At 70.4% G+C, this 25,226-nt stretch carries 22 protein-coding genes; 3 read left to right on the forward strand and 19 right to left on the reverse strand.

The genetic code is table 11. The annotated features are described in order from the left end of the window. Positions 1 to 67: 67 nt before the first annotated feature. The 11 genes from H7I87_RS24780 to mrf form a co-directional block, all read right to left on the reverse strand. On the reverse strand, positions 68 to 949 hold the full coding sequence (locus tag H7I87_RS24780) for an ESX secretion-associated protein EspG (RefSeq protein WP_003879186.1): 882 nt from the start codon (positions 947 to 949) through the stop codon (positions 68 to 70). Between the two features lie 20 nt (positions 950 to 969). Then, the gene (locus tag H7I87_RS24785) at positions 970 to 1,260 is read right to left on the reverse strand and encodes a WXG100 family type VII secretion target (protein ID WP_003879185.1); all 291 of its coding nucleotides are present in this window, start codon (positions 1,258 to 1,260) and stop codon (positions 970 to 972) included. A 40-nt stretch (positions 1,261 to 1,300) separates the two neighbouring features. After that, entirely contained in the window at positions 1,301 to 1,594 is a 294-nt protein-coding gene (locus tag H7I87_RS24790) for a WXG100 family type VII secretion target (protein WP_003873939.1), read from the reverse strand. 63 nt (positions 1,595 to 1,657) lie between these two features. After that, positions 1,658 to 3,139 carry a PPE family protein gene (locus H7I87_RS24795; RefSeq protein WP_062909420.1) on the reverse strand — a complete coding sequence of 494 codons (1,482 nt, stop codon included), beginning with the start codon at positions 3,137 to 3,139 and terminating at the stop codon, positions 1,658 to 1,660. 3 nt (positions 3,140 to 3,142) lie between these two features. Continuing rightward, positions 3,143 to 3,451, reverse strand: a complete 309-nt coding sequence (locus tag H7I87_RS24800) for a PE family protein (RefSeq protein WP_011726300.1) — start codon at positions 3,449 to 3,451, stop codon at positions 3,143 to 3,145. A 2-nt stretch (positions 3,452 to 3,453) separates the two neighbouring features. Then, positions 3,454 to 7,419: a type VII secretion protein EccC gene (locus H7I87_RS24805; protein ID WP_023862118.1), complete on the reverse strand. Its 3,966-nt coding sequence runs from the start codon at positions 7,417 to 7,419 to the stop codon at positions 3,454 to 3,456. Further along, positions 7,416 to 9,050, reverse strand: a complete 1,635-nt coding sequence (gene eccB / locus H7I87_RS24810; RefSeq protein WP_033727353.1) for a type VII secretion protein EccB — start codon at positions 9,048 to 9,050, stop codon at positions 7,416 to 7,418. Before eccB ends, H7I87_RS24805 begins: the two co-directional genes overlap by 4 nt. Then, the gene (gene eccA3, locus H7I87_RS24815) at positions 9,047 to 10,900 is read right to left on the reverse strand and encodes a type VII secretion system ESX-3 AAA family ATPase EccA3 (protein WP_011726302.1); all 1,854 of its coding nucleotides are present in this window, start codon (positions 10,898 to 10,900) and stop codon (positions 9,047 to 9,049) included. Before eccA3 ends, eccB begins: the two co-directional genes overlap by 4 nt. A 329-nt stretch (positions 10,901 to 11,229) precedes the next feature. Further along, positions 11,230 to 12,696 carry a PPE family protein gene (locus H7I87_RS24820; protein ID WP_063967013.1) on the reverse strand — a complete coding sequence of 489 codons (1,467 nt, stop codon included), beginning with the start codon at positions 12,694 to 12,696 and terminating at the stop codon, positions 11,230 to 11,232. A 179-nt stretch (positions 12,697 to 12,875) separates the two neighbouring features. Continuing rightward, a complete protein-coding gene (locus H7I87_RS24825; RefSeq protein WP_023882273.1) occupies positions 12,876 to 13,781 on the reverse strand; it encodes a class I SAM-dependent methyltransferase in 906 nt (301 codons plus the stop codon). Positions 13,782 to 13,907: 126 nt separating this feature from the next. Next, a complete protein-coding gene (gene mrf, locus H7I87_RS24830) occupies positions 13,908 to 15,104 on the reverse strand; it encodes a ribosome hibernation factor-recruiting GTPase MRF (RefSeq protein WP_063967012.1) in 1,197 nt (398 codons plus the stop codon). 102 nt (positions 15,105 to 15,206) lie between these two features. Here mrf and rpmB point away from each other — a divergent pair, with 102 nt between their 5' ends. Then, complete coding sequence (gene rpmB / locus H7I87_RS24835; protein WP_023882270.1) at positions 15,207 to 15,443, forward strand: 50S ribosomal protein L28; 237 nt, start codon at positions 15,207 to 15,209, stop codon at positions 15,441 to 15,443. Continuing rightward, positions 15,443 to 15,607 (forward strand): 50S ribosomal protein L33, encoded by a 165-nt coding sequence (gene rpmG / locus H7I87_RS24840; RefSeq protein WP_011726307.1) that lies wholly within the window; start codon positions 15,443 to 15,445, stop codon positions 15,605 to 15,607. The genes rpmB and rpmG overlap by 1 nt, the downstream gene beginning before the upstream one ends. A gap of 11 nt (positions 15,608 to 15,618) precedes the next feature. Here rpmG and H7I87_RS24845 read toward each other — a convergent pair whose 3' ends face one another. The 4 genes from H7I87_RS24845 to H7I87_RS24860 form a co-directional block, all read right to left on the reverse strand. Further along, positions 15,619 to 16,356 carry a TIGR03943 family putative permease subunit gene (locus H7I87_RS24845; protein WP_009979578.1) on the reverse strand — a complete coding sequence of 246 codons (738 nt, stop codon included), beginning with the start codon at positions 16,354 to 16,356 and terminating at the stop codon, positions 15,619 to 15,621. Continuing rightward, positions 16,356 to 17,348: a permease gene (locus H7I87_RS24850; protein WP_009979579.1), complete on the reverse strand. Its 993-nt coding sequence runs from the start codon at positions 17,346 to 17,348 to the stop codon at positions 16,356 to 16,358. Before H7I87_RS24850 ends, H7I87_RS24845 begins: the two co-directional genes overlap by 1 nt. A 38-nt stretch (positions 17,349 to 17,386) precedes the next feature. After that, positions 17,387 to 18,970 (reverse strand): PPE family protein, encoded by a 1,584-nt coding sequence (locus tag H7I87_RS24855; RefSeq protein ID WP_011726308.1) that lies wholly within the window; start codon positions 18,968 to 18,970, stop codon positions 17,387 to 17,389. A 94-nt stretch (positions 18,971 to 19,064) separates the two neighbouring features. Next, positions 19,065 to 20,009 carry an oxygenase MpaB family protein gene (locus tag H7I87_RS24860; protein WP_009979584.1) on the reverse strand — a complete coding sequence of 315 codons (945 nt, stop codon included), beginning with the start codon at positions 20,007 to 20,009 and terminating at the stop codon, positions 19,065 to 19,067. Positions 20,010 to 20,092: 83 nt separating this feature from the next. On the opposite strand from H7I87_RS24860, the gene H7I87_RS24865 reads away from it, so the two are divergent. Further along, the gene (locus tag H7I87_RS24865) at positions 20,093 to 20,755 is read left to right on the forward strand and encodes a TetR/AcrR family transcriptional regulator (RefSeq protein WP_009979585.1); all 663 of its coding nucleotides are present in this window, start codon (positions 20,093 to 20,095) and stop codon (positions 20,753 to 20,755) included. On the opposite strand, the gene H7I87_RS24870 is transcribed toward H7I87_RS24865, so the two are convergent. From H7I87_RS24870 to H7I87_RS24885, 4 genes are all read right to left on the reverse strand, one after another. Continuing rightward, positions 20,752 to 22,104 carry a WS/DGAT/MGAT family O-acyltransferase gene (locus H7I87_RS24870; protein WP_033727366.1) on the reverse strand — a complete coding sequence of 451 codons (1,353 nt, stop codon included), beginning with the start codon at positions 22,102 to 22,104 and terminating at the stop codon, positions 20,752 to 20,754. The genes H7I87_RS24865 and H7I87_RS24870 overlap by 4 nt on opposite strands. Before the next feature lie 2 nt (positions 22,105 to 22,106). After that, positions 22,107 to 23,582, reverse strand: coding sequence for a condensation domain-containing protein (locus tag H7I87_RS24875; protein ID WP_033727367.1), 1,476 nt, complete (start codon positions 23,580 to 23,582; stop codon positions 22,107 to 22,109). 385 nt (positions 23,583 to 23,967) lie between these two features. Beyond that, positions 23,968 to 24,516, reverse strand: coding sequence for a hypothetical protein (locus H7I87_RS24880; protein ID WP_011726312.1), 549 nt, complete (start codon positions 24,514 to 24,516; stop codon positions 23,968 to 23,970). A gap of 25 nt (positions 24,517 to 24,541) precedes the next feature. Next, positions 24,542 to 25,123, reverse strand: a complete 582-nt coding sequence (locus H7I87_RS24885) for a VOC family protein (RefSeq protein WP_009979593.1) — start codon at positions 25,121 to 25,123, stop codon at positions 24,542 to 24,544. Positions 25,124 to 25,226 lie beyond the last annotated feature (103 nt).

The raw sequence follows: 25,226 nt of genomic DNA on the forward strand, positions 1-25,226 counted from the left end.
CGTCACCGGACCCTCGCAGAATGTTGCGGCCGTTCCTGGAACATCGTGCTCTCTTCTCTATTTCTCTTCAGTGTTGGACAGAAAAATCTCGGGCCAGCCGGTGGCCGGCGAACCATCCGTCGTCCGGCAGCAGCGCGGTCAGGTGTTCGATCGCGACGGCGATCGCGAACGGGGTGCCCGGGCTGAACGTCGACACCCATTCGCCGTCGAACGCGCGGGACGGGCTGACCAGCACCCGCCCCTCGCGGGCGTCGACGATGCTCATCCCCACCTCGGTGGTGGAGTGCCGGCCGTCGCGGTGGCAGCCGGCGACGATCTCGACGTAGCTGCGCGGGCCGTTGAACACCGACTCCACCACCGGACGCGCCGACTGCGGAATACCAAGGTAGTCAAGGACTTCGGAAAGCGGAGCACCCGCACGCAGCCGCTCGTCGGCCCGGGCGCCGACCCGGGTGGGCATGCTGAACTCGTCGAAGGAGGCCGGTGCTCGCTGCGCGAGGCCCACGGTGAGCACCGGGACCAGCGCGCGTGGATCGTCGATGTCCATGGCGGTGAACGTGATCAGCTGCGCGCTGCGCAACGCGACCACCGTGATCGACCGGCCGCCCGCGCCGTCGCGCTGCGCGACGATGCCGCGCAGCAGCTCGCTGCCGCCGCCTTCACCGGTGTCCTTGGCGGGGCCGACGTAGCGCAGGTCCAGCCAGCGCTGCGGGAAGCACACCACCTTGATCCACTCGGCGACCGCGGGGTTGATCAGCCCGGCGTCGGACACCAGGCCCATCTCGCTCAGCTCCGCGCGCTGACGGTCGAGGAACGCGTTGCGTTCCGCCGCATCGCGGTACGGGCAGGTGATCGCCAACACCCAGGGAAAGCTTCCTGCCCCAGTGGTTTCCGCGATGAACCAGGCGTGATCGACCGTCAGCTCGACGGCGTTGGGTGCTGGGTCCATCAGGTCAGTTCAGCCACGAACTAGCCGCCCCATTTGGCGGCTTCGGCCTGGTCGCGGGCCAACATGGACATGGTGTTGGCCTCGTGGGTGCTGGCCATCGACTGGTAGGCGCGCACCAGGCTCTCCATCGCCTCGTTCCACTGCGCCTGCCACACCTGGTAGGTCATCCCGGTGTCACCCTGCCAGGCGTTGGACAGGGTGGCCTGCTCGCTGGCGATGTCGGCGCCCAGGCCCTGCATCGTGCCGGCATAGCCCGACATGTCGGCGGCGTGGCTCAGCATCGCCGGGTAGTTGTACATGATCTGTGACATCACAAGTCCTTTCGCTGTCGGCGTCTCGAAAACGGCTGGGTCAGAACGCGGTGTAGCCGGACGCGGCCGCGGCGTCGGCGGCCACGTAGGTGCCGGCGGCGTCGCCGAGGTTGGCCTGGGCGATGTCCAGCAGGGTGTTGACCCGGGCGGCGACTTCCACGAAGCGGGCGTGCGCGGCCTGGAATGCCGCCGAGGACTCGCCCTGGTGGAACGCCTGGGCCGAGACCGCTTCCTGCTCGGCCTGGCTGATCGTGCTGCGCATCAGCGCCGCCTTGGCGCTGAACGCCGATTGTGCGGCTACCAACTGCGGAATGTGAGCGTCCAACATGCTCATGGTGCTTCCTTTCTGTTGCGTCCGTTGGGGTTTCGGTGATTCACCTGCATCTGGCTGACTGCCTTACCCCCCTTTCCCCGGCTCGGTCGGATGAGCTCCGTTCTGTGTGTCCTGCTCCCAGGTGCCGGGCACCATGGGCATCCGTGGGCTGCCGCCGAAGTCGTCGTCGGCCAGCTTGGTCAGTCCGGCCGCTTGAAAGGCCTTGCGCCGCTGCTGGGTTCCGGCGAACCCGAGCGTCCCGGCGCCCTGCCCGGAGGCCACCGCCGCGGCCAGCTCCTCCTCGGCGCCGTAATCCGGGGGGACACCGAAACCGGAGTCCATGTCCAGGAATTCGTCGCTGTAGTCGTGCAGTGCGGCCCGCCGCCGGCGTCGCGCTCGCGCCTCGGCGCGGGCCGGCGCGGCCGCACCGGCCGCGGGGATGGTCGCCGCCGGGGCCTTGGCCCCGCCGCGCCCGCTCAGGGTGGGGCCCACTCCGGTGTCCGGGTCGCCGCCGAAGGCGACCAGATAGGCGAAGTTTCCCGCCGCGGCGGCCGGCGCGGGGGCGGCCGGCGCGCCGGAGCCGGCGGCGACCGTGCTGGCCGGGGCCCCGGCGGGGGTGGCGACGCTCGGGGCCAGCGCCACCGCCGCCGGCAACGTGGGCGGCTTGTTCGACGCCAGCACCGGGGTGATCGCGGCGGGGGCGGCGACGGGCGCGATCTCGGCGGGCGCGGCCAGCAGCGAGCTCAGGCCGATGCCCAGCAGCAGCGGCAGCAGGAACGGCGCGGTCAGGATCGCACCCCAGGTCGGCCAGCCCACCGCGTTGAAGAACACCTGGTAGGCGACGAAGAACAGCAGGGGTCCGTTGGCCGCCAGGAACGCCGGCAGATTCGCCCAGAAGTCCTGCAGCATCTTCTGGATGTTCTGGAAGAACTGGGACAGCTGCTGGATGAAGTTCTGCCACCAATCCCCGGAGCTGTTCTGGGCCGCGTTGGCCGCGAGGTTGTTGGCTTCCCCGCCGGGTTTGACGATGGACGGCGCCGGGGCGGTGCGCGGCGCCGCGGCCAGCGCCGAGCCGGCGACGGCCTGGTAGGTGCCCATCGTGGTGGCCGCCTGCACCCACATCCGGGCGTAGTCGGCTTCGTTCACGGCGATCGGAATGGTGTTGATGCCAAAGAAATTCGTCGCCAGCAGCACCCCGTGGATGGTGTGGTTGGCGGCCAGTTCGGCCAGCGTCGGCATGGCCGCCAGCGCGGTCGTGTAGGCCGTCGCGGCCACCTCCTGCTGCGCCGCGGCCCCCGCGCTGTCGGCGCTGGCCTGCTGCAGCCACGCCAGATACGGCAGGTGGGCCGCCGCGTACTGCGCGGCACTCTCCCCTTCCCAGGACCCGGCCTGCGCCTCGCCCAGCAGTGCGCTGAGTTCGGCTGCCGCCGTGGCGTATTGGGCGCTCAGCGAGGCCCAGGCACCGGCGGCCGCCAGCAGCGGCCCCGGGCCCGGACCGGCGCTGAGCAACGCCGAATGCACCTCGGGCGGCGAAGCCATCCAGATCGGTCCGAACGGGGAGGTCATGTGTCAGGCGCCCGCGATCCCGAACGTCGCAGCGGCCGCCGTGTCGCCGGCGAGATAGCTCGCGCCGGCCTCGCCGACACCGACCCCGGCCCGGCCCAGCTCCTCCACGCCCTGGGCCGCCACGGCCGAGTGCTCCTGGCCCTGGGCGCTGAAACCCAGTGCGGTTTGCAGGGATACCGGGTCGGCCGCCGGCGGCACCACCGCCGTGATCGCCGGCGCCGCCGCCGCGTGCGCGGCCGCCAGCCGCGCCGTCAGCGCCTCCACCGCCGCACTGGTGGCGGCCAGGCCTTCGGGGACCACTCGCAGTGTCATCTCTACTCCTCCCGTTGCGCTTCACTTGCCATGACGGATTCCCCGGCCAGGGGGTTGACCAACTGCACGTATGTCGGAGCGTCGCTGTCGCCCAACAGGATTGCCCGTCCGGCGGGCAACCGGCCGAATCGCTGGCCGCGGATCTTGCCGCTGTCTTGCGGGTTGCCCGCCAGCATCAGCGTGGTCGCCTGCAGGTCGTTGAACCGGCGCAGCAGCGGGTTGGTCATCAGCGCGTGCCCCGAGCCGGTGGCGCGCGCGGTGACGATCACCCGCAACCCCAGATCGGCGGCCTGCGACAGCAATCCGATCAGCGGGGTCCACGGGCGCTGCCCGACGTAGGGCCCGCTCATCGCCGGTGAGTCCGGGATCTGGTCGACGTCGTCGATGATCAGGTAGTGGGTGTGGCCCGCGTACGTCCAGCGGGACAGCTCCTGCGGCGACATGCCGGCCGGTGGCCGGCGCGATTCGATCAGGTTGGCCAGCCCCAGCATCGCCGGGATGATGCGGTCGATGTTGGCGGTGTATTCGTTGTCGGCGAACAGCGGTTCGTCGACCAGGTGCAGCCGCCGGTCCAGCACGGTGAAGGCCACCTGGTCGGGCGAGGAGTGTTCGCGCACGGTGCGAATGAGGTGGCGCAGCAACGTGGTCTTGCCCGTCTTGCTGTCGCCGAACACCATCAGCAGCGGGTTGTCGGCGAAGTTGAGCACCACCGGCGCCAGGTCCTCCTCGCGCTGCCCGATCACCACCTGCTCCGGCCCGCGGTACAGCGCCCCGACGGCGTGCGGGGCCAGGTTGGTGGGCAGCAGCCGCACCGGCGGCGCCGCCATGCCCGGGTAGCGGTCGTTGATCGCGGCGATCTGGTCGAGCTCCGGGGCGGCGAACAGGAAATGCTCTGCGGCCATGGTCAATCCGCGACCGGGCTGGTCGTGCGGCACCGCCTCGGCGGGGCGGCGCAGCGCGCCGACCACTCGGACATTGCTGTCCCGCGGGTCGTGCAACTTCAGTTCCAGCCGCAGCCCGAGGCCGTCCCGCATGGCCAGCGGCACCTCCAGCCAGCTCGGGGTGGTGATCACGACGTGGATGCCGTACGCCAGGCCGATGTTGACCAGCTCACTGACCTTGGCCAGCAACGGGTTTCGCGTGTTGAACTGGTCGGTGTTGTCGCGGCCGAACGCGTACAGGTTGTCGATGACCAGGAACACCTCGCCGAACCCGTCGTCGGGCACCCCACCGCGGGAGTCCCGGAACGCCTCGCGGCGCTGCCGCGACAACAGCAGCTGCTCGAGCTCGCCGAAGGTGCGCCGGATGCGTTCGGGTTCCAGCGCCGAGGCCACGCTGCCAACGTGCGCCAGATCTTCGAGCGCACGCAGTTTCCCGCCGCCGTAGTCCAGGCAGTAGAAGGTGACCTCGCGCGGCGAGTGCAGGCTGGCCGCGGACAGGATGAAGGTCTGCAGCGCGGTCGACTTCCCCGACTTGGGGCCACCGTGGATGACCATGTTGCCGGCCGCGGACGCGGCGTCGAAGATCAGCGGGTCGCGGCGCATGTCGAAGGGCTTGTCGATCTCGCCGAGCGGCCACTGCCACTGCCGCGGCGGCACGCCGGCGCGGGCCAGCATGGCGCTCAACGGGATCGGCTCGTCCAGCGGCGGGAGCCACAGCTGCGGTGCGCGCGGACCGTAGCGGGCCAGCTGCTCGCCGATGGTGGCGATCAGCTTGCGCGGCGGCCCGGTCAGTTCGTCTTCCTCGGGCGCACTGATCACGGTGTCCTGATCGGGTTCGACCCGCCCGGCGGTGAACAGCTTGGGCTCTGGGATAGACGGCACCACAAAGGATTTGGCCTTCTGCGGCGGCTCGTAGATGCCGTCGACGTAGGTGCTGCGGAACTTGATCGGGGTGGCGCCGGGGGCGGGCACCAAGAAGCCCACGCCCTTGTGCTCCTTGCCGGATTCGATGTGGTAGGCGTCCTCCACGCCGATGATCTGCCGGGACACGCTGGGGCTGGCCACCTTCAGCCCGATGCGGTAGGAGGTGTTCTTGTCGATGTCCTTGATCTTGCCGACGTCCAGGGTCTGCGACGCGAACAGGATATGGATGCGGAACGAGCGGCCCTTGCGGGCGACGTAGTCGAACAGCTCCGCGTACTCGGGGTGGTCGGCCAGCATCAGGGTGAATTCGTCGGCCACCACGAACAGCGTGGGGATCGGCGGCAGGTCGTGTCCCGCAGCGATGGCGGCCTCGTACTCGACCACCGAGTTGAACGCGCTGCCCTGCACCCGGCGGCCGGCTTCGCGCAGCAGGTTCTCCCGCCGGGCCACCTCGCCGCGCAGCGTGTCGGCGAACCGGTCGGCCAGCGACTTCTTCTCGGCCATGTTGGAGATGACGGCGACCACCTGCGGGAAGTTGCGGAAGCTGTCCGCGCCGGCCTCGCCCTTGAAGTCGGCATAGATGACGATCAGCCGGTCGGCCGAGTGAGTTGTCAACAGCGACAACAGGATCGACATCAGGGTCTGCGACTTGCCCGAACCGGTCATGCCGATCATCAGCCCGTGCGGGCCCATGCCGCCCTCGGCTTCGTCCTTGAGGTCGAAGATCAGCGGCTCACCGGTGGCGGTGACGCCGATCGGGACGCGCAACTCGTCCTCGCGGCGGCGCGGCGCCCACAGCGTGGGCACATCCAGCTGGGAGGCATCCGGGATGCCCAGCAGGGTGGTGAAGGTGGCGCCGCGGGTGGCCGCCGAGCGCAGCCCGGTGTGCGTCGGGTTGGAGTCCCAGCGCGACAGCTGGCGCGCCAGGTGGGCGGCCTCGTCGGTGCCCAGCTGGTCGGCGTGGTCGATGTAGGGCTGCCAGCCGCCGGTCTGCCAGCGTTGGATGGCGCCCTGCGCGACGCGCAGGATCGGCTTCTCCGGATCCGAATACTGTTCGCGGTGCGGCGCTGTCGCGCTGCGGTGCACCACGGTGACACCGGCCCGGCCGACCGCCAGCGCCGAGGCGCTCAGGTCGTAGTCCGGGTCGTCGACGACGATCAGCAGGTGCCGCAGCGCGTCGGCCGCCTCGCCGGTGAAGGCCGGCCGGTCCAGCAGCGCCGGGCCGAGCTTCGCGACCAGTTCGTCGACGTTGCCGGCCATGAAACGGGCCGGCCCCACCCCGTCGAGCTCACCGGGAATGTCGATGTGCGGCAACCACTTCAGCCAGGACCAGTCCGGGCCTTCCAGATCGGGTGTCACCAGGGCGATCCCGAGCACCGTCGGGTCGTGCCAGGTGACCGCCTGAGCGATCCAGGCCCGCATCGCGGCGCGCGCCTCGTCTTGCGAACCCAGCACCGTGATCCGGGAGACCTTGGCCAGATCGATTCCGGTCGGCACGTCGCGCACCGTGCGATGGGTGTCGAGCAGGCTGCGTAATGCGCTGTGCGACACCGGTTCCAGATCGATCTCGTCGGCGATGTCGTTGACTCGCAGCGTGGTGGCCAGCGGCACGTGGTGGCGGCCGGCGCGCAGCACCAGGAAGTCCGGGTCGTGCGGGTCGCGCTCCCACTGGCGGCGCGATCCGGGCACCGTGGCCAGTGCGCTGGGCTCGGGATGCGACCACTGCGCGGCGGCGCGCTGGGCGGCGGCCTGGGTGCGGATGTTGTCCCGGACCACCGACAGGTAACGCAGGTAATCGGCGCGTTCGGCGTCGACCTCCTCGGTGCGCGTCTTGTTGTCATTGCCGCGGTACATCGCGGTCGCGGCCAGCAACAGCACGAACGGGAAGAACAGCGTCTGCGGCGAGATCAGCCGCATCCCGGTGGCGAACAGCGCGACGATCATGCCGACGATCAGGATCACCAGCACGTAGGGCATCGCCCGGCGCAGGAACGACGGCGGGATCACCCGGGGCAGCTCGGGCGGCGGCTCGATGACGATGGTGCCCTTGCGGGCGACCGGCGGCGCCAGCCGGCGGCGCGCTTCGAAGATCAGTCGGCTCATCGGGGGGCTCCCTCGGCTTGCGGTGCGGCGGCAGCCACGCGGCCGGGCGCCTGGTCGGGCGGCAGCCCGTCGTGTGCCAGCAGCGCGTCGGCGCGCGACAACGTCGGACCCTTGGCGAACAACGACAGCACCGACCACGGGATGGGCAGCGGCGAGCCGCTAAGGCCAAGGGCCTCAACCGTTTTGCCGTGCCCGGCGGCCGAGCGCTCGGCCTCGTTGTCGACGCCGTAGCGGACCCCGGTGTCCGACACCCAGAACAGCGATCCGGCGCCCGGCGAGCCCGCGCCGCCGCCGGCGGTCTGGGTGAAGTAGCCGGTGCCCGGCGGCAACGCGACCCGGGTGGCCACCGGCCCGTTCTGCGGGGAGCCGCCGCCCACCAGGTCGACGGGGCGGATCGATTCGGCGATCGGCAGCGCCGAGCCGGACAACAGGTTCAGCGAGCTGGTGGCCGCACCGGCGGGCTTGCTCCAATATGCGCATGTGACAGGCGATTTGGCGGTGTCCACCAGGCTGACGTGTTGGTCCGGGTAGCGCGCGGTGTCCAGCATCCGCGACACCGGCAGCTTGGCCACCGCGTCGGCGCCCAGCCGCGGCGGTTGGTCCAGCCCATAGGAATTGGTGTTGCGCAGGATCGCCGCCAGCACCGGTGAGATCTGCTGCAGGCCGTCGGGCAGCACCGCGTAGTAGCGCGGCGCCCCCGAGGAGCTTTGATCCAGGGTGTAGGAGACCACCACGGCCCCGATCGGTGCCGGCACCGCGAACGGCGCCGGGGCGCCGGCGTTCGGGATGCCCGGCGCGGACAACGACGGCGCCTCGGGTATCGCGTTGAACAGACCCAGCGCGATGGGCCGGGGCGCGGGCAGCTCGGAGTTGTTCTCGGTCAAGCCGAGCGCGTTGGTGACGGCGTGGTCGGCCAGGTTGATCTGCGAGCGCCGGCCGTTCCACAGCAGCCAGGTGCCGCCGTCCCGCTCGGCCAGGATCGCCTGCTGCGACGGCAGCGCGGCGGCGCGGGCGCCGCTGCTGTCCGGCCGGCCCGCGATCACGGTGACACCGGTGCTGTGCGCGCCGTGCCCGCCCGGGGCGGGCTCGCTGACCGAGTCGCACACCGTCCAGTTCGCGTCGGTGGACGGGTTTTGCACCATCCGCTCCGGGGCGCCGGGGATGCCGAGCAGGTTGCCGCGCGGAAACCGATCCAGCTCAGCGCTTTTCACGGTGGTGGGGTTGACCGGCTTGCCCACGATCAGCCGGGCGGAGGTCAGGTTGAGCACCGGGTGCAGGTCGTCGCCGACCCGGACGTACAGCGCGGCCGTCGACCGGTCGGCCAGCACGGCGTTGGTCCCGGCGGTGCCGTTGGGCCGGATCAGCGAGAACACGAAGCAGCCGGCCAGCCCGGTGACCAGCAGGACCGCGCCCATCGCGACGGCGCGCGACTGGGTGCGCAGCGGGTCGACCAGCATCCGGGTGTCGTGCAGCGCGATACCGGAGGCGATGCGGCGCATCACGAATCGCCAGCCGCTGACCTGGTGCCGGGTGACGAAGCCGCGCCGGTACTGCACCTGGTCGGGGTTGTCGTTGACCGGGGTGCGCGAGGAGAACGAACGCCGGTCGTCGGGCTCGTTGTTGGCGGTCATGCCGGCACCGACAGGCCAAGGCCGCGCAGCAGCGGCTCAACCGACCGTGCGACGTCGTCGTCGGTGATCGTCATCAGCTCCTCGTCAGTGAATTCGCCGGTTCCGGCGTGCTCGGAATGGTCGAGCCGGAACTCCCGTTCCTCTTCGGCGCGCTCGACGATGTTCCGGACGAATCGGCCGTTACCGGCGATGTCCAGGTTGCGGCGCGAGATCCCGTTGGCGTCCGGGGTCGATTCGCGGGCCAGCTTGGTGAACAACTCCTCCATGTGGTCCAGCGCGGCCTGTTCGAAGACGCTGTCGCGTTGTTCGGCCATCTTGGTGGCGATCTCGACCAGCTCCGACGGCGCGTAGGACGGGAAGTCGATGTTGCGGGTGAACCGGGAACGCAAGCCCTCGTTGGTGTCCAGGAACTTGTCCAGGTCGGCCCGGTATCCGGCGATGATGACCACCAGGCGGTCGCGGTCGTTCTCCATCCTGGCCAGCAGGGTGTCGATGGCGACCAGCCCGAAGTCGTTCTTTGCGCCGGTGGCGACCAGCGCGTAGGCCTCGTCGAGGAACAGCACCCCGTCCAGCGCGCTGTCGATGATGGCGTTGGTCTTGGCCTCGGTCTCGCCGATGTGCTGGCCGATCAGGTCGGCGCGGTGCACCTCGCGGATGTTCTCCCGCTTCAAAAGCCCCAGGCCGCAATAGATCTTGGCCACCACGCGGGCGATGGTGGTCTTACCGGTTCCGGGCGGCCCGGCGAACACCAGGTGGTGGGCCCGCTGCGCGACCGCGAGCCCGCGCTGCTTGCGGACCAGTTCCATGGCGACCGAGCTTTTCAGCCGGGACACCTGGTTCTTGACCTCGTCGAGTCCGATGAATTCGGCGAGCTGGCGTTCGGCCTCGGCCAGCAGCACCGCCTTGCGCTCGTGCGCGGCCGGGTCGACGAAGTCCTCTGCGCTGGGCTCGGTGGCGGGGTCCCACGGGTCGGTGCGGGCCTCGATGCGGGCCGCGGTGGTGGTGACGATGCCGAAACTGGTGTCCGACAACGCCTGTTCGACCTGTTCGTTCTCCGGGTGCGCGGCGTAGAGGTCCTGCAGCACCTCGCTGGCCGATTCCTCGTCCACGTGCGCGCGCAGCACCAGCGCCTTGGCCAGGGCGCCGTCGACGGCCGCCACGGCGACCGGACCGTCGGGCTCCTCCAGGTAGGACAGCGCCGGGGCGAACATGCCGAGGCGGGCCAGCGCGGTGCCCAGGGCGATCTTGGCGGCGTGCGCGTAGGCGTCGTCGAGGTCGGTGTCGTTGACGATCGGGGTGAGCAGCTTGACGACGTCCGACCAGCGCTCGGCCCGGTAGTTGATCACGACCGACACCCAGCGGGCTTCCCGCCAGCCGGGTCGGGCGGCGGTCAGCGCGGCGACGATCCGGTCGGCGTCGGCGAAGCGCCCGGCGGTTGCCAGCGCCGCCGCGTAGGCGAGCTGGAAGTCGTCGGTCGTGGTGGCGCGGAACTGCAGATACAACCCGGTGTCGTAGCGGAAGCCCAGCGCGCCGGGCGCCAGGTCCACCTGGCGCTGCAGCACGCCCGCGGTGGCAGCGGTGCGGGCGACCGCCTCCAGCACGCGCAGCGACACGTCGCCGGCGGCCGCCAGCCCGGTCCACGCGTCGCACTGGTCGTGGGCGATGCGGGTCAGCGCGGCGAAGCCGGAGCGGGCGGCGGCCAGGTCGGCCGGGCGCTGCCGTTGGTAGACGACGATGCCCAGCGCGCGGCAGCAGGTGGCGAACCGGCTGACCACGTCGCCGTCGACGCGTGCGTCGACCCGGGAATTGACCGGCTGAGCTGTGAGCATGCCGGTGTCACCGCGTTCCACGGCCGCGCCTTCTCATGTATGTAGCCTCCCCTAACCTAACCGCCTGAAGTTAGCATTGCATAAGCTAACTGTCGAGGCGTTCGAGCCTGGTCGGCTCACCACTCCGCTGCCCTTCTTCTACCGCTGATGAGGACGTTTCGCCTAGGGATTTGCCGCATTTTCGGCATACTCACAGCCGCACCCTCGGCAGCCTCACAGCAAGACCTCACCTTACTGAAAATCATTTTCATTATCAATTCCGGCGTGCCTGCCGCGGACGGGTGGCGGATGGGTAGCCGGGCACGGTCACGCAGCCAGTAGTCGGGCGCCGCGGCGGTAAAGTTCCGCCGCTACTCGCCGGCCCAGTTGCCCGGCATCATGGGCATCGACGGTCCGGTGCCGAACTCGTCGCCGGGCAGCGTGGCCAGCCCGGTCGCCTGCGCGGGGGCCGTCGGCGCGGTGCCGGCAAAGCCCAGCGGGCCGGCGCCCCGATCCGATGCCGTCACCGAGTCGGGCTCGGGCTGGGGTCCGGCGTCGGGCTCCACGTCCATGAACTCGTAGCCGCGATAGCGGTCCTTCATGGCGGCCCGGCGTCGCCGTCGCGCCCGCGCCCGCTCGGACGCCGATGCGCCGGCCGGCGCGGCGGCCGCGGCGGGGTCGGGCTCGGACGCCTTGCGCTGTGCGCCGCTGCCCATGCCGGTGCCGCTCCCGATAGTGGGGCCGCCGATCAGGTACGGGTAGGCGGTGCCGCCGATGCCGGTGGGCGGCGGCGGTGCGGCCCCGGACGCGGTCACCGTCGCCGACGCCGGGGCCGGTGCGCCGGCCGATGCGGGTGCCGGGGCGGCGACGGCCGCGGCGCCCATCGCGGGACCGGCCACCACGGCCGGCATGCTCGACGGCTGCGGCGGCGGCGCGGCCGGCAGCGCGGGCAGGGGTGCGGCCTTCTGAATCGCGGCGAGCCCGCTCAGGCCGGCGAGTCCCGCCGCGGCCCCGGCCGGCAGGGCGAGGCTGAATGCCGCGATCTGGGGCGCGAAGGCCTGGAAGGCCTCGATGGCGTGGCCGATCTCGTCGACGATCAGCAGCCAGATGTCCCGCAGCAGCTGGGTCAGCGCCGCCGACGGGTTTTCGGGGAACTCCTCGAGATCCCGCCCGATGGTTTGGAAGATCTCCAGGAACCGGTTGACCCACCAGCTCAGCTGGTAGGGGTTGCCGCCGTCGTTGTCGACGATGCCGCCGTCGTCGCCGCTGTCGTCGCTGTCCGAACCGTCCGAGCTGGTGGAGTTGACGATCGGCGGCGCCGGGTCGGTCTGCGGCGCGGCGGCCACCGCCGTGCCGGCGACCGCTTGATAGGTGGACATGGTGGTGGCGGCCTGGACCCACATCCGTGCGTAGTCGGCCTCGTTGACCGCGATCGGGATGGTGTTGACGCCGAAGAAGTTGGTCGCCACCAGCGCGGCGTGCGTGGCGTGGTTGCCGGCCAGCTCCGGCAGGGTCGGCATCGCGGCCAGCGCGGCGGTGTAGGCGGCGGCCGCGGTCTCCTGCTGGGCGGCCACGGCCGCGCTGTTCGCGCTGGCCCGCTCCAGCCACGCCAGATAGGGCGCGTGCGCGGCGACGTACCGCTCGGCGCTGGGCCCCTGCCACGCATCGGATTGCGCCGCCGCCAGCGTCGCGCTGAGTTCCGCGGCGGCCGACGCATAGGTTTCGCTCAACGACGTCCAGGACGCGGCCGCGCTCAGCAGGCCGGCCGGCCCCGGCCCGCTGCTGAGCAGCGTGGAATGGACCTCCGGGGCGAACGCCATCCACACCGGCGCGGTCATGGCCGAAGACTCCTCGTCGGGCTGGGTCAGGAACCGCCGGGGCTGTTCGGCGGCGCACGGGTTAGCCCGGTAGTAGTCGCACCGGGGCCGCGGGAAGTTCCGGCGCGGCGCCGATTCATGGATGACTCATGAAAAACCGGCCGCGATCGGGGTTCGCGGCCGGTTTGTCGCTCGACGGGTCAGGCCCGCACGGCGCTCACCAGGGTGTTGCGCGCGATCATCGGCCCGGCCTCGGTGTCCGGGCCGGGCACCGGACGGCCGACCTGGCGCAGGTAGTCGGCCAGCGGGGTGGGCACCGCGGTCCAGCCGCGGCTGCCGAACCACTCGGCGGCCGGCGCGCACTGTTCGTTGTAGACGAGCTGAAAGAACATTCGCTGCTCGCCCTGCTCGTTGGCGGCGCGTTCGGCGGCCACCGCGGCCTCGAAGTCCTCGGGCGTCATCGGGGCGCCCTCCTCGACGGCGACGTGGCTGCCGTGGCCGGCCAGCGCGTCGATGCCGGTGAACAGCTGCTCCTGGGCGCTGGCCGGCAGATAGATCAGCAGTCCCTCGGCGATCCACGCCGACGGCTTGTCCGGGTCGAATCCGCTGTCCCGCAAGGCCTGCGGCCAGTCCTCGCGCAGATCGACGGCGATCTCGCGGCGCTCGGCGCGCGGGTGGGCGTCGACGCCGGCCAGCACCTCGCGCTTGAAGTCGAGCACCTGCGGCTGGTCCAGTTCGAAGATGGTGGTCGCGGCCGGCCAGTCCAGGCGGTAGGCCCGCGAGTCCAGTCCCGCGGCCAGGATGACGACCTGTCGCACCCCCGAGTCGGCCGCCCGGCGGAAATATTCGTCGAAGTACTTGGTGCGCGCCCCCTGGAAGTTGACGAAGTGCACGCCGAAGTCGTCGGTCTTGAGCTGATGGTCGGGATCCTTGCCGTCCAGCACGTCGGCGGCCGAACCGCCGACGGCGCGGCAGAAGATCTCCGCGTACGGATCCACCGCGAGCGGGTCGGGCTTTTGCGCCTCCAACGCCCGCGCCGTGGCCACGAACAACGCGGTCGAGCCCACGCTGGTGGTGATGTCCCAGGTATCGCCTTCGCTTCGCACGCGATCCACCCTACGCCGCCCGGCCGACACCGCATTTGCGGTGGCGCGCAACGGTACTAGGGTTTCGCAGCTATCGGCGACCGTCGCGTCGGCGGAACTGCTCCATCCCACCTGCGCCGGCGGGGCTCATGACGGGTCCGGGTCCTGCCGCGCCCCCTGCGCCGCGTTGTCGGCGGCTTCAAGGCCCACGCACGGCTCCTCATGCCAATCGCCGAACGGGTCGTCGTACCCCTCCCACTCGCCGGGGCGCTCCAGCTCCTCGTCGGTGAGCAGCGCCGCCTGCAGCGCGTCGAGAATCTCGGCGGGATCCGCGCCGCACACCAGGATTGCCATCGCGGTGTGCCGATCGCCGTGCCGGTCGTCCCAGCCCAGCGCGGCCAGCACACGGCGCTGGGCATCGATGCCGTCGCGCTCGGGGCCGGTCATGGCGGCCAGCCACTTGCCCGCCGAGCTGACCCGCAGGCCGGCACCGGCCGATTCCAGCCACATCGCGCGGTCGGCCCGACTGGCCAGCCAGAGCCGCCCGCGGGTTCTGATGACGCCGTCGAGCAGCAGATCCAGGCAGGCATGCAGCCGCCCGGGATGGAAGGGCCTTCGAGAGTTGAACTCCACCAAGCGAATCGGCCCGCGCGCATCCAGCGGCGGCTGCCCCGCCAGCAGCGGGCCGTGCGGGTCGTCGACGCGGCCGCGGCGCGCGTCGCGGTACAGGTTGTTCAGTGCGTCATCGATGCCGTCAGCGCCCACTCGGACGCGGGCGCGCGGGGCCAGCCGGCGCAGCACGGCGGCCAGGAACGGATTGGGATGGTCGAGCACCACCACGTCGGCGAATTCGGCCTGACCGATCACCACCTGGGCGTGGGTGCGGCCGTCGTCCAGTTCGTCCTCGCCCAGTGCCTGGCTCAGCCACGTCGAGGAGTCGACACAGGTCACCACGGCGGCGATCGAAACATCAAGGGCCGCAGGGCCGTCGACGCCACCCGGCGCCACCCGGACCCGGACGTGGTTGATGGCCAGGCAGATCGGTTCCGGTTCCAGCCACGGGGCCAGGTGCACCACGATCCGGTCGACGTCGTCGCGACGGTGCAGTTGACGCAGCAGGACCAGTAGATCGTTGCGGATAGTGCACGACACGCAGCCGTGCGCGAGTTCCAGCCCGCACTCGGTGCTGGTCAAGACGCCATCGGTGAGCACCGCCGTGGTTCGGCGCACCACGTGGCCGTCGAACCGATGCTCGACGACCAGCGTTCCCGGGGTGCGCAGCAGCGCACCCACGACCGGATCCGTGCCGCGTTGGCCGGCAACCAGGAAGACGGGCGTCCGCATCGGCCTCCTTATTGGTAATCGTTTTCATCTAAGCCACCCATACGGTACCGTTCGTGGCGGGCCTTGTCGAAAATGATTTTCAATAAGCGGGGGAGGGGTTTCGTGTCTGCCGACTGCCAGGTGACGGGCCGGCGGCCAAGCTTCGGTCATGCGGTGTCGCATTCGCATCGCCGGACGCCTCGGCGCTGGTCGCCCAACATTCAACTGAAGACCTATTACCTGCCCTCGGAGGGGCGCCGGATTCGGCTGCGGGTCAGCGCCAAGGGCATCAAGGTCATCGACCGCGACGGCATCGAGGCGGTGGTGGCGCGGCTGCGCCGGCACGGGCAGCAAATCTGATGCCCCGCAACGAGATTCGACCCTTGGTCAAACTGCGTTCGACGGCCGGGACCGGATACACCTACATCACCCGCAAGAACCGGCGCAATGACCCCGACCGGCTGGTGCTGCGCAAATACGATCCGGTCGTCCGCCGCCACGTCGACTTCCGCGAAGAGCGCTGAGCGAAGGCGGGTCAGCGCGGGTAGGCGTAGGGGTTGCGCGGCGCATCGATCCGGGTGACCGCGGTGGTCTGCAGCGTCGGAATCACCGCCGATTTCGGTTGCCGCGGCGCCGGAATGACCTGACCTTCGACCCGGATCCAGGTGTTGTCCGGCAGGCCGGCGGCGGCCGCGGCGGCCGGGCCGCGCAGATGGATACGGGCCAGCTGCGCGTCGGCCGCACAGCAGACGATCACGACGCGTCCCAGGTCGACGCCGTGAGCCTCGTTGAGGACGAAGCCGGTCACGGTGATCGTCCGGTTCGTCAGCGATCCGGTGGTGTCCTGCGCCTCGCGCATCAACACCTCCGGCAGCGACACTTCCGGGGACGATCCCGTCGGCAACGGCGGAAACTTTTGTCTCAGAACATCATTGGACACCGCCATCACCGACGGGGCCGCCGCGGAAGGACGCAGCGCCGGCGGCGCCACGAACATCAGCACCAGCACGGGAAGCACCAGCAGCCAGACGAGGCCGCTGCGGTGGGAGTGCTCGTGGCCCGCCCCGCCGGGCGCGTCGACGGTGCGCGGGCCACCGCGGCGGATGTCGCCCACGATGGCCGCCAGCGCCAACCCGATCAACACCACGGCCGAGGTCACCAGCCACGGCCACAGTCCGGGTTTGACATACCGGGTGAACACGCCGGAGGCGGTGATGATGACCATGCTGATGCCCACCAACAGCAACACGGTGTTTTCGGTCTCGCGGCTCATCAGCGCGCGCCCAGCACGAAAAAGCCGATGCCGCAAGCACTCACGGTTGCTACGAGAAGAGTGCACGGCGCAAAACGGGCCGCGAATGCCCGGCCGAACATGCCCGCCTGCATGGCGAACAGCTTGACGTCGACGGCGGGCCCGACGACGAGGAACACCAGCCGGGGCAACAGCGGCACCATCGTCAGACTGGCCGCCACGAACGCATCCGCTTCCGAGCACAGCGCCAGCACCACCGCCAGGGCGGCCATCAGCGCGACGCCGAGCGCCAGGTCACCGGCCAGATGCGTGAACACCCACGGCGGCACGGCCACGTGCAGCAGTGCGGCGGCGGCGGCACCGAGGACCAAATACGATGCGGCTTGCAGGAAGTCGTGACGGGCCGCCTCGGTGAAGACCTCCAATCGCGATTCGGCCGGCGCCCGGGATGCCGGCAGTGCGCGCGTGATCCATTCCGGACGGCCCCAGCGTGACCACACCCAACCCATGACGACGGCGGTCAGCAGCGACGCGCCCAGCCGCGCGAACACCATGCCGGGCAAGCCCGGAAACGCCACCGCGGTGGACGCCAGGACGACCGGGTTGATCGCCGGCGCCGCCAGCATGAACGTCAACGCGGCCGCCCCCGTCGCCCCGCCCTCGCCGAACAGCCGCCGCGCCAGCGGCACCGACCCGCACTCGCAACCGGGCAACGCCATCCCGCCCGCACCGGCCGCCAGGACCGCCGTCGCCGGCCGACGCGGCAGCCAGCGCGCCAATCGCTCGGGCGAGACGAACACCGCGATCAGCCCGCTGACCACCACCCCGAGCACCAAAAACGGGATCGCCTGGACGAAAACCCCGCAGAACACGGTGCCGACCGTGGACAACGCCGCGCTGTTGCCGACCACGGTCCGCAGGGTGGTCGCGGCCAGGGCGCAGGCCAGCAGGATGCCGACCAGCACCTCCATCGACCCGATTCGCCAGCCGCGGACGGCCTTCAGCGTCGCCACCGGGCCATTATCGCTGCGCGCCCGTCGCAACGAACCGACTAGCTGTCGTGTTCGGCTCCCGCGTCGTCGCCCGGTTCCCAGCTGCCCGGCATCATCGGCATCGTCGGACCGCCGAGCTCGGCCCCCGGCAGGGTGGTCAACCCGGCGGCCGCGCCGGCCGCGTCCTTGCGCGCGGTGCCGGCGAAGCCCAGCGCGCCCGCGCCCCGATCGGACGCCGAGGACTCGGGGCCGGCCGGCCCGCCCCAGTCCGGGTCGACGTCGACGTTCATGTCCATGAACTCCTCGCCGTGCCCGTGCCGGGTGGCGCGGCGGCGCCGGCGCGACCGGGCGGCCGCACGCGCCGCCGCGGCCGCCGCGGCGGCGGCGCTGTCGGGTTCCGGCGCTTTGCGTTTGGCGCTGGAGCTGGCGCTGGCGCTCATCCCCGAGCCGGTTCCCATGCCCGGCGGGCCGATGACGTAGGGCGGGAAGAATCCCGCCGCGGGCGCGACGGGTGCCGGTGCCGCGGGCGGCGCGCCTGCCACCGTGGTCGCCGTGGCGGCGGGCGCGGGCGCCGGGGCCGTCGCCACCGGGGCAGCCGCTGCGACGGGGGTGGGTGCGATGGCGATGGCGGGCGGCAGGCCGGGCGGGGCCGGCGGGGCCGCGACGGCCGCGGGGACGGCCACCGGCTGCGGGAGGGCCGCCAGCCCGGCCAGCCCGGCGAATCCGCCGACGGCGGCGAACGGCGCGGCCGCCAGCAACAGCGCGGGGGCCAGCAACTCCGGCTGGCTCATGAAGATCTCCAGGATGTGCGTCGGCCAGTCGAACAGCATGAGTTGCACCAGGTACTGGAACGCCAAGGCGGGATTGTGCACCAGGTAATAACCGAACTGCTCGAAATCCTCCAGCAGTTCCAGGGCGCGCACCACCCAGAAGATGGGTTCCCCGGCATTCGTGTAGGCGTCGTAGTCCAGCCCGTTGACGGTTCCCTTGGCCGGGTCCCAGTCGATCCCCAGGTTCCTCAGGATGTTCGCGATGAAGTCGTTGAACGGATTGTCGATCTTGGGGTCGTGATCTTCGTTGCCCGAATCGTCTTGCGAGGCATCAGATTTCACGATCTGCGGTGCCGGTTCGGCTTGCGGTGTGGACGCGACTGCGGCGGTGGACACCGCGTGATAGGTGGACATGGTGGTCGCCGCCTGCGTCCACATTCGCGCATAGTCGGCCTCGTTGACCGCGATCGGCACCGTGTTGACACCGAAGAAGTTGGTGGCCACCAGGGTCGCGTGCACGGCGTGGTTGGCGGCCAGCTCCGGCAGCGTCGGCATCGTGGCCAGCGCGGTGGTGTAGGCGGTCGCGGCCACCTCGTGCTGGGCGGCCACCGCCGCGCTGTCGGCGCTGGCCTTGGTCAGCCATGCCAGGTAGGGGGCGTGCGCGCCGACGTACGATTCGCCGCTGACGCCCTGCCAGGCGCCCGCGGCGACGCCGGTCAGCAGCGTGCTCAATTGCTCTGCCGCAGAAGCATATTCGGCACTCAACTGCGACCATGCGCCGGCGGCGGCCAGCAACGACGCGGGTCCAGGGCCGCTGCTGAGCAGCGCGGAATGCAGTTCGGGCGGCGAGGCCATGAAGATCGGCGCCGTCATGGGTCTCCTCAGGCTGGAAGGCGGACCAGACTGAGCAGACTTTAATGAAAATGATTATCGTTATCAACCCGGCCGTGGCGGCCGGCCGCCCGCGCTACACGAGCGGACGCCCCTTGCGGATCCGGCGGTCCAGGTCGTAGAGCAGGACGTTGAACGGGAATTGCCGGATGAACCGCGGTAGGTAGCGGTTCACCGTCGCCAACACCGCGATCAGCCGGTCGAAGCGCCGCTGCTTGGTCGCGTCCCAGGGCAGCCGCATCTCGTCGCGGAACCGCTGCGGCAGGAAGCCGGTCGTGATGAACAACGCGAAGCCCTCGGTGAGACGCCGCACCGGGCCGGGCAGCCACACTCCCCGAATGCGGTTGGCCGCAATGGGATACAGATACTCGCGCACGGCGTCGTCGATGTGCACCTTGGCCAGCGACTCCTCCCAGTAGCGGTCGAACGCCGCGCGGTCCGGCGGCCACATCGCCGGCGGCACCTGCAGCGTGGTGGCCAGCGTCATGCCCTCGCGGTAGTGGCGGTCGGCGTCGTCGCCGTCGAGTTCGCCGATGAACATCCGGTAGATGTCCAGCCCGCCCTTGTACAGGCAGGCGCCCACCCACAGCTGCAGGTTGGGGTCGAAGGCGTTGTAGGACACCGGGCTTTCCGGCGTCGAGTACACCTGCGCGTGCGCCCGGTTCACCGCCCGGCGGAAGGCATCCTTCTGCGCCTCGCTGCCGGAGGTCGCCACGGCCAGGTAGGTGAAGGTGGTGCGGGCCCGCTTGATCGGATGCAGGTCGACCCGGCCGCTTTCCACGCGGCTTTCCATCACGCCGTAGCCGACACCGGGATTGGCCAGCTGCATGATCACGTTCGCCGGGCCGGCCAGCAGCGCCACGCCCATCAGCCCCTCGTCGATGCCCAGCGTCCGCAGCGGCTTGCGCCGCCGGGGCCGGGGCGGGTCGGTGACGCGGCGCTCGACGTGGCTCGTCGGCTCGACATGGCCCGTCGGCTCGACATGGGCCGTCGGCTGGTGCACCGGCTCGTGAATCGCCATCGTCAGGTCCTCCCGCAGCACTGGTCCGCTAATCTGCGAACGCTTGTTTCCTGATATTGTCGTGGCCCGGCGTTGGTGTCAAGATGGTGTGCATGAGCCAGACGTCCGGCGCGCGGCCGTACCGCGGGGTCGAGGCGGCCGAACGGCTGGCCACCCGGCGCAACCGGCTGCTGGGCGCGGGGCTGGACCTGCTGGGGGCCGAGCAGCAGAACATTGCGGCGGTCACCGTCCGCGGCGTGTGCCGCCGCGCCGGCCTGGCGGCGCGCTACTTCTACGAAAGCTTCACCGACAAGGACCAATTCGTGGCGTGCGTGTTCGACTGGGTGGTCGCCGAGCTGGCCGCGACCACGCAGGCCGCGGTGACGGCGGTGCCGGCCCACGAGCAGACCCGCGCGGGCATGGCCAACATCGTGCGGACCATCACCGAGGACGCCCGGGTGGGCCGGCTGCTGTTCAGCACCCAGCTGGCCGATCCGGTGGTGGTGCGCAAGCGCGCCGAGTCCAGCGCGCTGTTCGCGATGCTGTCCGGCCAGCACGTGGGCGACGCGCTACGGATGCCGGCCAACGACCGGATCAAGGCGGCCGCCCACTTCGTGGTCGGCGGCGTGGCACAGACCATCAGCGCCTGGCTGGCCGGCGAGGTGCGTCTCGAGCCCGATCAGCTCGTCGACCAGCTCGCCGCGCTGCTCGACGAGCTGGCCGAGCCGGCCCTGTACCGGCGCACCGAAACGCCCGCGCAGTCCTAGCGGGTTGCCACCGCGTGGACCGGATTCCAGCCCGTCGCGCCGGTCAGCGAAAAATCGTTCAGCGCCCCCGAAAGGGCTTGCCGCAACGCCTCGTTCGAATTCTGCCGGCCCAGCTCGTAGCCCAGGACCGAGACGAAGACCCGGTCGTGCACTCGTCCCGACAGCAGCGCCAGCGCTCCGTTGGTGCGCTGCATGGTCGCGTCGGTCACGCCCGGGTACACCGACCTCATCGCGAAATAGTCGGCGTCCGTGCCGTCTGGCCGGTTGGCGGCCGGGTCGAGCGCACCGAGGTTGGACGACACCACCGTGGTGGCGCCGCCGGTGACCACGCCGAGCAGCCGCCGGAACACCCGCTTGGGGATCAGCGGAACCAGCGGCAGCAACGCCCACCGCTCGTCGGGCAGGTCATGGTGGCGGACCAGGGCGTGCTTGACCGCGGCCCGGATCGCGCGCAGGTCGGTGCCGATCGCCGCGGGTCCCAGCAGCACGTCGACGTTGGCGACGGCGTTGGCGCGGGTGTCGCCGGCAACGCGTTCGTTGACCGGCATGCCGACGGTGACCGAACCGTCGCGGGCGACCCGTCCCACCCGCTGGGCGAGGCGGGCGGCCAGTCCGGCGAGCAGCGCGTTGCTGGTGCCGCCCAGGGCCCGGGCGCGGGCGTCCCACTCGTCGGCGTCGACGAAGATCGTCTGCGCGGGAACGGTGACGCGGTCTTGGGTGCCGCGCCGCCCGGTCGCGCGTCCACGCGCCGGCGCCGCGCCGCCGCGGCCCTGGCGCAGCATCCGTGCCGCCGCACGCACCGCACGGCCGACATCGCCTGTGTCGCGGGCGGTTTGGCGTGCGTCCTCGGCCAGCGCGGACCAGCGTGGCCGGCCCGCCGCCGCGGGCCAGCGGACCGTGTCCGCGCGCCCGCGCGCCGCGTCGGCCAGCGCCTCGCACAACCCGACGCCGTCGGTCAGGCAGTGCGTGGTGACCAGGCTCACCACCGCGCCGCCGTCGGTCAGCGGCAACACCGCCAGGTGCCACCCGGGCCCGTGCTCGGCGTCCGGCCGCCTGCCGGCCTGCTCGGTTAGCCAGGCGTCGACGGCATCCCGCGGCCGCGGCACCGCGACCACCTCGAGGGCGCCCTGCGCGCCGGTCGACACCCAGCGATGACGACCGAACGGCAACGGGGAGCACTCGATCCGCCGCGCCAGCCGTCCGGCACCCAAGTGCCGGTGGAACCGCCTCAGCCCGGCCAGGTCGATCGCGCGGTCGTACACCCACACGCATTGCAGCAGGCTGGTGGCTCCCGTCGCCCGCTCACCGAGAAACAGGGTCTGGTCGGCCAAATCCAGCACGTTGCTCATGATTACGCCGCTTCGGTGTCGTCCGCGGTGGGCGCCACGGTGCCCGGTTCGTGCGAATCGGGTTGGCGCACAACCACGACGGGCTCGTCCGCGGCGGGCCTGGCGACGCGGGTGAACACGCGGATCAGCGTGGCGAGGTAGCGCAGCACCGAGTCGCGGGCGATCGCGTTGTCCGGGAACGACATTGTCACCGTGGTGTTCGCGGCCTGGCGGTTGATCCACATGTTCACCCCGCCGTGCGAAAGGCTGTCGCCGTAGGTGCCGAACTTGGTCTCGGCCCACAGGCCGTTGAGGGGAATCTTGCGGAAGTCGAGGAACGACAACATCATCGGCAGCTGGGTGGGCAGTTTGATACCCAGTTCGTCCGGCGTGGCCAGCTCCAGCACCCGCTCCACCGGCACGTCGGCCAGGCGTTGGGCGTCATCGAACGACTTCTGCGCCGTCCTGGCCGCCTGGGCGAACGTTTCGCCCGCGGTCGGCACCGTGACCGGGATCAGGCTGGCGAACCAGCCCAGGGTCATGGTGTCGACGCCGGGTGTGCGGGTGTCCCGGGCGGTGAATCCGTGATATGTCGTCTTGCCGGTCAATTCGTGTTCGGCCAGCGCCGTGCAGGCCAGCACTCCCCCGATGAACCGGGCGCCGGCCGCCACGCAGGCGGCGTCGAACGACGCCGTGTCCGCGGCGTCCATCAGCTCGACGGTCAGCAGGTCGCCCTTGCTGCTGGCCCACGTGTCGCCCAGGGGCAGCGGAAAACTCGGCCAGTCGCCGTCGGTGTCGCGCGCGAACTCGATCCAGTCCTTGATCTCCGGCGACGACAAGGTCAGCGCCGCGGCCTTCTCGCGCTGGCGCACCGCGTAGTCGCGGTAGCTGCGGATCTCCGGCAGCGCCGCGGGCAGCCGGCCGGTATGGGCCAGCTCCTGATAGGTCAGGTGGATGTCGAGGAAGATGAGGGCGGCCGAAAGACCGTCGATGTGCAGGTGGTCGACGCTGGCGTAGAAGGTGAAATACTCTGCGTGCTGGATGATTCCGTAGGTGAAGCAACCCCATTCCAGGGTCTGCGGAGTGCTTGTCAGCACGTGCGTGCGCACCTGGTCGGCGTTCATCTGCCCGAGCGGCACCGCAACGTAGTCGATGTCCTCGGGACGGTCGATGACCCGGCGCACGAAGACGCCGTTGTCGTGCTCGAACCAACTGTGGTAGGTGTCGTGCCGGTGCAGGTGCGCGTTGATGGTCGCCGTCATCGCGCCAATGTCGCAGGCGCCGGGGATGTCCCACGCCACGACCATCAGCCGCGGTAGCTGGCGGTCCAGCACCTTGCCGTGGTAGGCGGCCCAGAGGTGTTGGTTCTGTTGGTAACTCGGCGGCAGGTCACTTCGCCGCGCGGCGCGCGCGGCTTCGAGCGCGGCCGGCGCGGCCATCCACATCGTGACCGGGCCGTGCGGCGGTTGCCATTCGTTGATGTTGCCGAGTGCGACCATTTCCTCGAATCCTGGTTCTGTGTGAGCCGACGCTTCCGGTGCGGCCGGGGGTTGCGAAAGTGCATTGAGCGCTTGGCTTTTCGCACATCATCGGTTTGATTTCGCGCTGGAAATCGGCAACGGTCTCGACCCCTGAGGCGGACTGAACCACCCCGTCGCTTGCGCCCCCTGTGTCGCTGCTGTGACGCTAGCTGACGGAGGCGAAGATTTCGGCGGTTTTGTGAAGACTCGCATTCCCCAGCGAAATCACCGGCGGTGCAGTAACCTCTCCTGCCCGAAAGGTCCCCCATCCTGATGCCAGGCGCCCGCGTGCGCGGTGTCCTCGCCAAGTCCGCTGTGCGGGTCGGTAACTCGGGATACGATTGACCGTTGGGCGGCCGGAACGTCAGGGGAACAGCGGCAGGTCCCACAGTCGCATGCCGGGGCGCAGCAGCCACAGCCGCATCATGGTGAGCCGGGTGATGCGCAGCGCGCTCAGGATCATGAAGACGGCCAACGGCACCTCGATCAGCAGCGCGGTGATCACCGACAGCCAGACGTCCTTGGGCCCGGCGGTCATCAGGTCGAACCACGCGTCACAGATCAGCAGGACGCCGGTGGTGAACGCGGCGAGCCCGAGCAGCTGGCGGCGCAGGTAGCCGAGCACCGCGGTGGCCAGCATGAAACCGACCAGCAGCACGTCGAAGCCGATCCAGGTGATCGGCCAGTTGTGGGCGACGTAGTTCTCCGGCAGCGTCACCGACAGGTAGCCGAGCCACGGGATCATCGCCATGGAGCCGCCGATCATCAGGCTCAGCCGGATGCGCCGCATCCGGGCCAGATATTCCGGGTCGATCACTTCGCCCAGGGGCCGCTTCAGCCGGGAGACGAGTTCGCGCCGTTGCTCGGGCGTGAGCGCCGCGATCTGTTCGTCGGTCAATATGCCGTCGGTCATGACACCATCCTCCGGCTCGGCGGCGTCAGCGCCCGGCGCCCACCCGGGGCCGGCGGTCCGCCGCGGTCTTGGGCACCGCTCGAGCGTCGCCGCTGTCGAATTCCTTCACCCAGCAAGCGAACTCGAGGGTGATGCCGTCGGGGTCCTGGAAGTAGAAGGAGCGCACGTAGACGCCGGGGTGCACGGTCGCGGAGACCTGCATCGGGCTTTCGTCGTGGTTGAGCACCGGGCCGACCCGCACGCCCTTGTCCTTGAGCCGTTGGCGGTAGGCGTCGAACTTCTCGGCGGGCACGTGGAAGGCCAGGTGGTTCATGGTGCTCACCGCGCTGGTGATATCGCCGATGCCGGGGATGGCGCCCGGCGACGAGATGCCGGGGACGCGGTCGGGCGCGTCGGCGAACCAGAAGAAGGCCACGCAGTCGCCGTTGCCGGCGTCGAAGAAGAAGTGCTGGCCAGCGCCGCCGGGCAGATCGAGCGATTTGACCAGCGGCATGCCCAGCACGTTGCTGTAGAAGTCCACGGTTTTCGCCATGTCCGAACACACCAGGGCGACGTGGTTGATCCCGCCGAGTTCGAATTCGGTGTTGGTGTTGTGCGGCTTGATCATCGGGTTTCTCCCTCGGTCCCCGGGTGACGATCCTGGCCAAGACCCGAATCTGAATCTAACATCAGATTCAGTTTTGGCCCAGGGAGGTGCGCAGGTGTCGACC

Source organism: Mycobacterium timonense, assembly GCF_025821985.1.
GTDB lineage: Bacteria > Actinomycetota > Actinomycetes > Mycobacteriales > Mycobacteriaceae > Mycobacterium > Mycobacterium avium.

What these genes read in the sequence shown, in the direction of transcription:
- H7I87_RS24785 (WP_003879185.1), bottom strand. Translation starts at nt 1,260, where the DNA reads ATGTCACAGATCATGTACAACTACCCGGCGATGCTGAGCCACGCCGCC.
- rpmG (WP_011726307.1), top strand. Translation starts at nt 15,443, where the DNA reads ATGCCCCGCAACGAGATTCGACCCTTGGTCAAACTGCGTTCGACGGCC.
- H7I87_RS24855 (WP_011726308.1), bottom strand. Translation starts at nt 18,970, where the DNA reads ATGACGGCGCCGATCTTCATGGCCTCGCCGCCCGAACTGCATTCCGCG.
- H7I87_RS24820 (WP_063967013.1), bottom strand. Translation starts at nt 12,696, where the DNA reads ATGACCGCGCCGGTGTGGATGGCGTTCGCCCCGGAGGTCCATTCCACG.
- H7I87_RS24875 (WP_033727367.1), bottom strand. Translation starts at nt 23,582, where the DNA reads ATGGTCGCACTCGGCAACATCAACGAATGGCAACCGCCGCACGGCCCG.
- H7I87_RS24885 (WP_009979593.1), bottom strand. Translation starts at nt 25,123, where the DNA reads ATGATCAAGCCGCACAACACCAACACCGAATTCGAACTCGGCGGGATC.
- H7I87_RS24805 (WP_023862118.1), bottom strand. Translation starts at nt 7,419, where the DNA reads ATGAGCCGACTGATCTTCGAAGCGCGCCGCCGGCTGGCGCCGCCGGTC.
- H7I87_RS24865 (WP_009979585.1), top strand. Translation starts at nt 20,093, where the DNA reads ATGGTGTGCATGAGCCAGACGTCCGGCGCGCGGCCGTACCGCGGGGTC.
- H7I87_RS24800 (WP_011726300.1), bottom strand. Translation starts at nt 3,451, where the DNA reads ATGACACTGCGAGTGGTCCCCGAAGGCCTGGCCGCCACCAGTGCGGCG.
- H7I87_RS24795 (WP_062909420.1), bottom strand. Translation starts at nt 3,139, where the DNA reads ATGACCTCCCCGTTCGGACCGATCTGGATGGCTTCGCCGCCCGAGGTG.
- mrf (WP_063967012.1), bottom strand. Translation starts at nt 15,104, where the DNA reads ATGCGGACGCCCGTCTTCCTGGTTGCCGGCCAACGCGGCACGGATCCG.
- H7I87_RS24860 (WP_009979584.1), bottom strand. Translation starts at nt 20,009, where the DNA reads ATGGCGATTCACGAGCCGGTGCACCAGCCGACGGCCCATGTCGAGCCG.
- H7I87_RS24880 (WP_011726312.1), bottom strand. Translation starts at nt 24,516, where the DNA reads ATGACCGACGGCATATTGACCGACGAACAGATCGCGGCGCTCACGCCC.
- H7I87_RS24845 (WP_009979578.1), bottom strand. Translation starts at nt 16,356, where the DNA reads ATGAGCCGCGAGACCGAAAACACCGTGTTGCTGTTGGTGGGCATCAGC.
- eccB (WP_033727353.1), bottom strand. Translation starts at nt 9,050, where the DNA reads ATGACCGCCAACAACGAGCCCGACGACCGGCGTTCGTTCTCCTCGCGC.
- H7I87_RS24870 (WP_033727366.1), bottom strand. Translation starts at nt 22,104, where the DNA reads ATGAGCAACGTGCTGGATTTGGCCGACCAGACCCTGTTTCTCGGTGAG.
- H7I87_RS24790 (WP_003873939.1), bottom strand. Translation starts at nt 1,594, where the DNA reads ATGAGCATGTTGGACGCTCACATTCCGCAGTTGGTAGCCGCACAATCG.
- H7I87_RS24780 (WP_003879186.1), bottom strand. Translation starts at nt 949, where the DNA reads ATGGACCCAGCACCCAACGCCGTCGAGCTGACGGTCGATCACGCCTGG.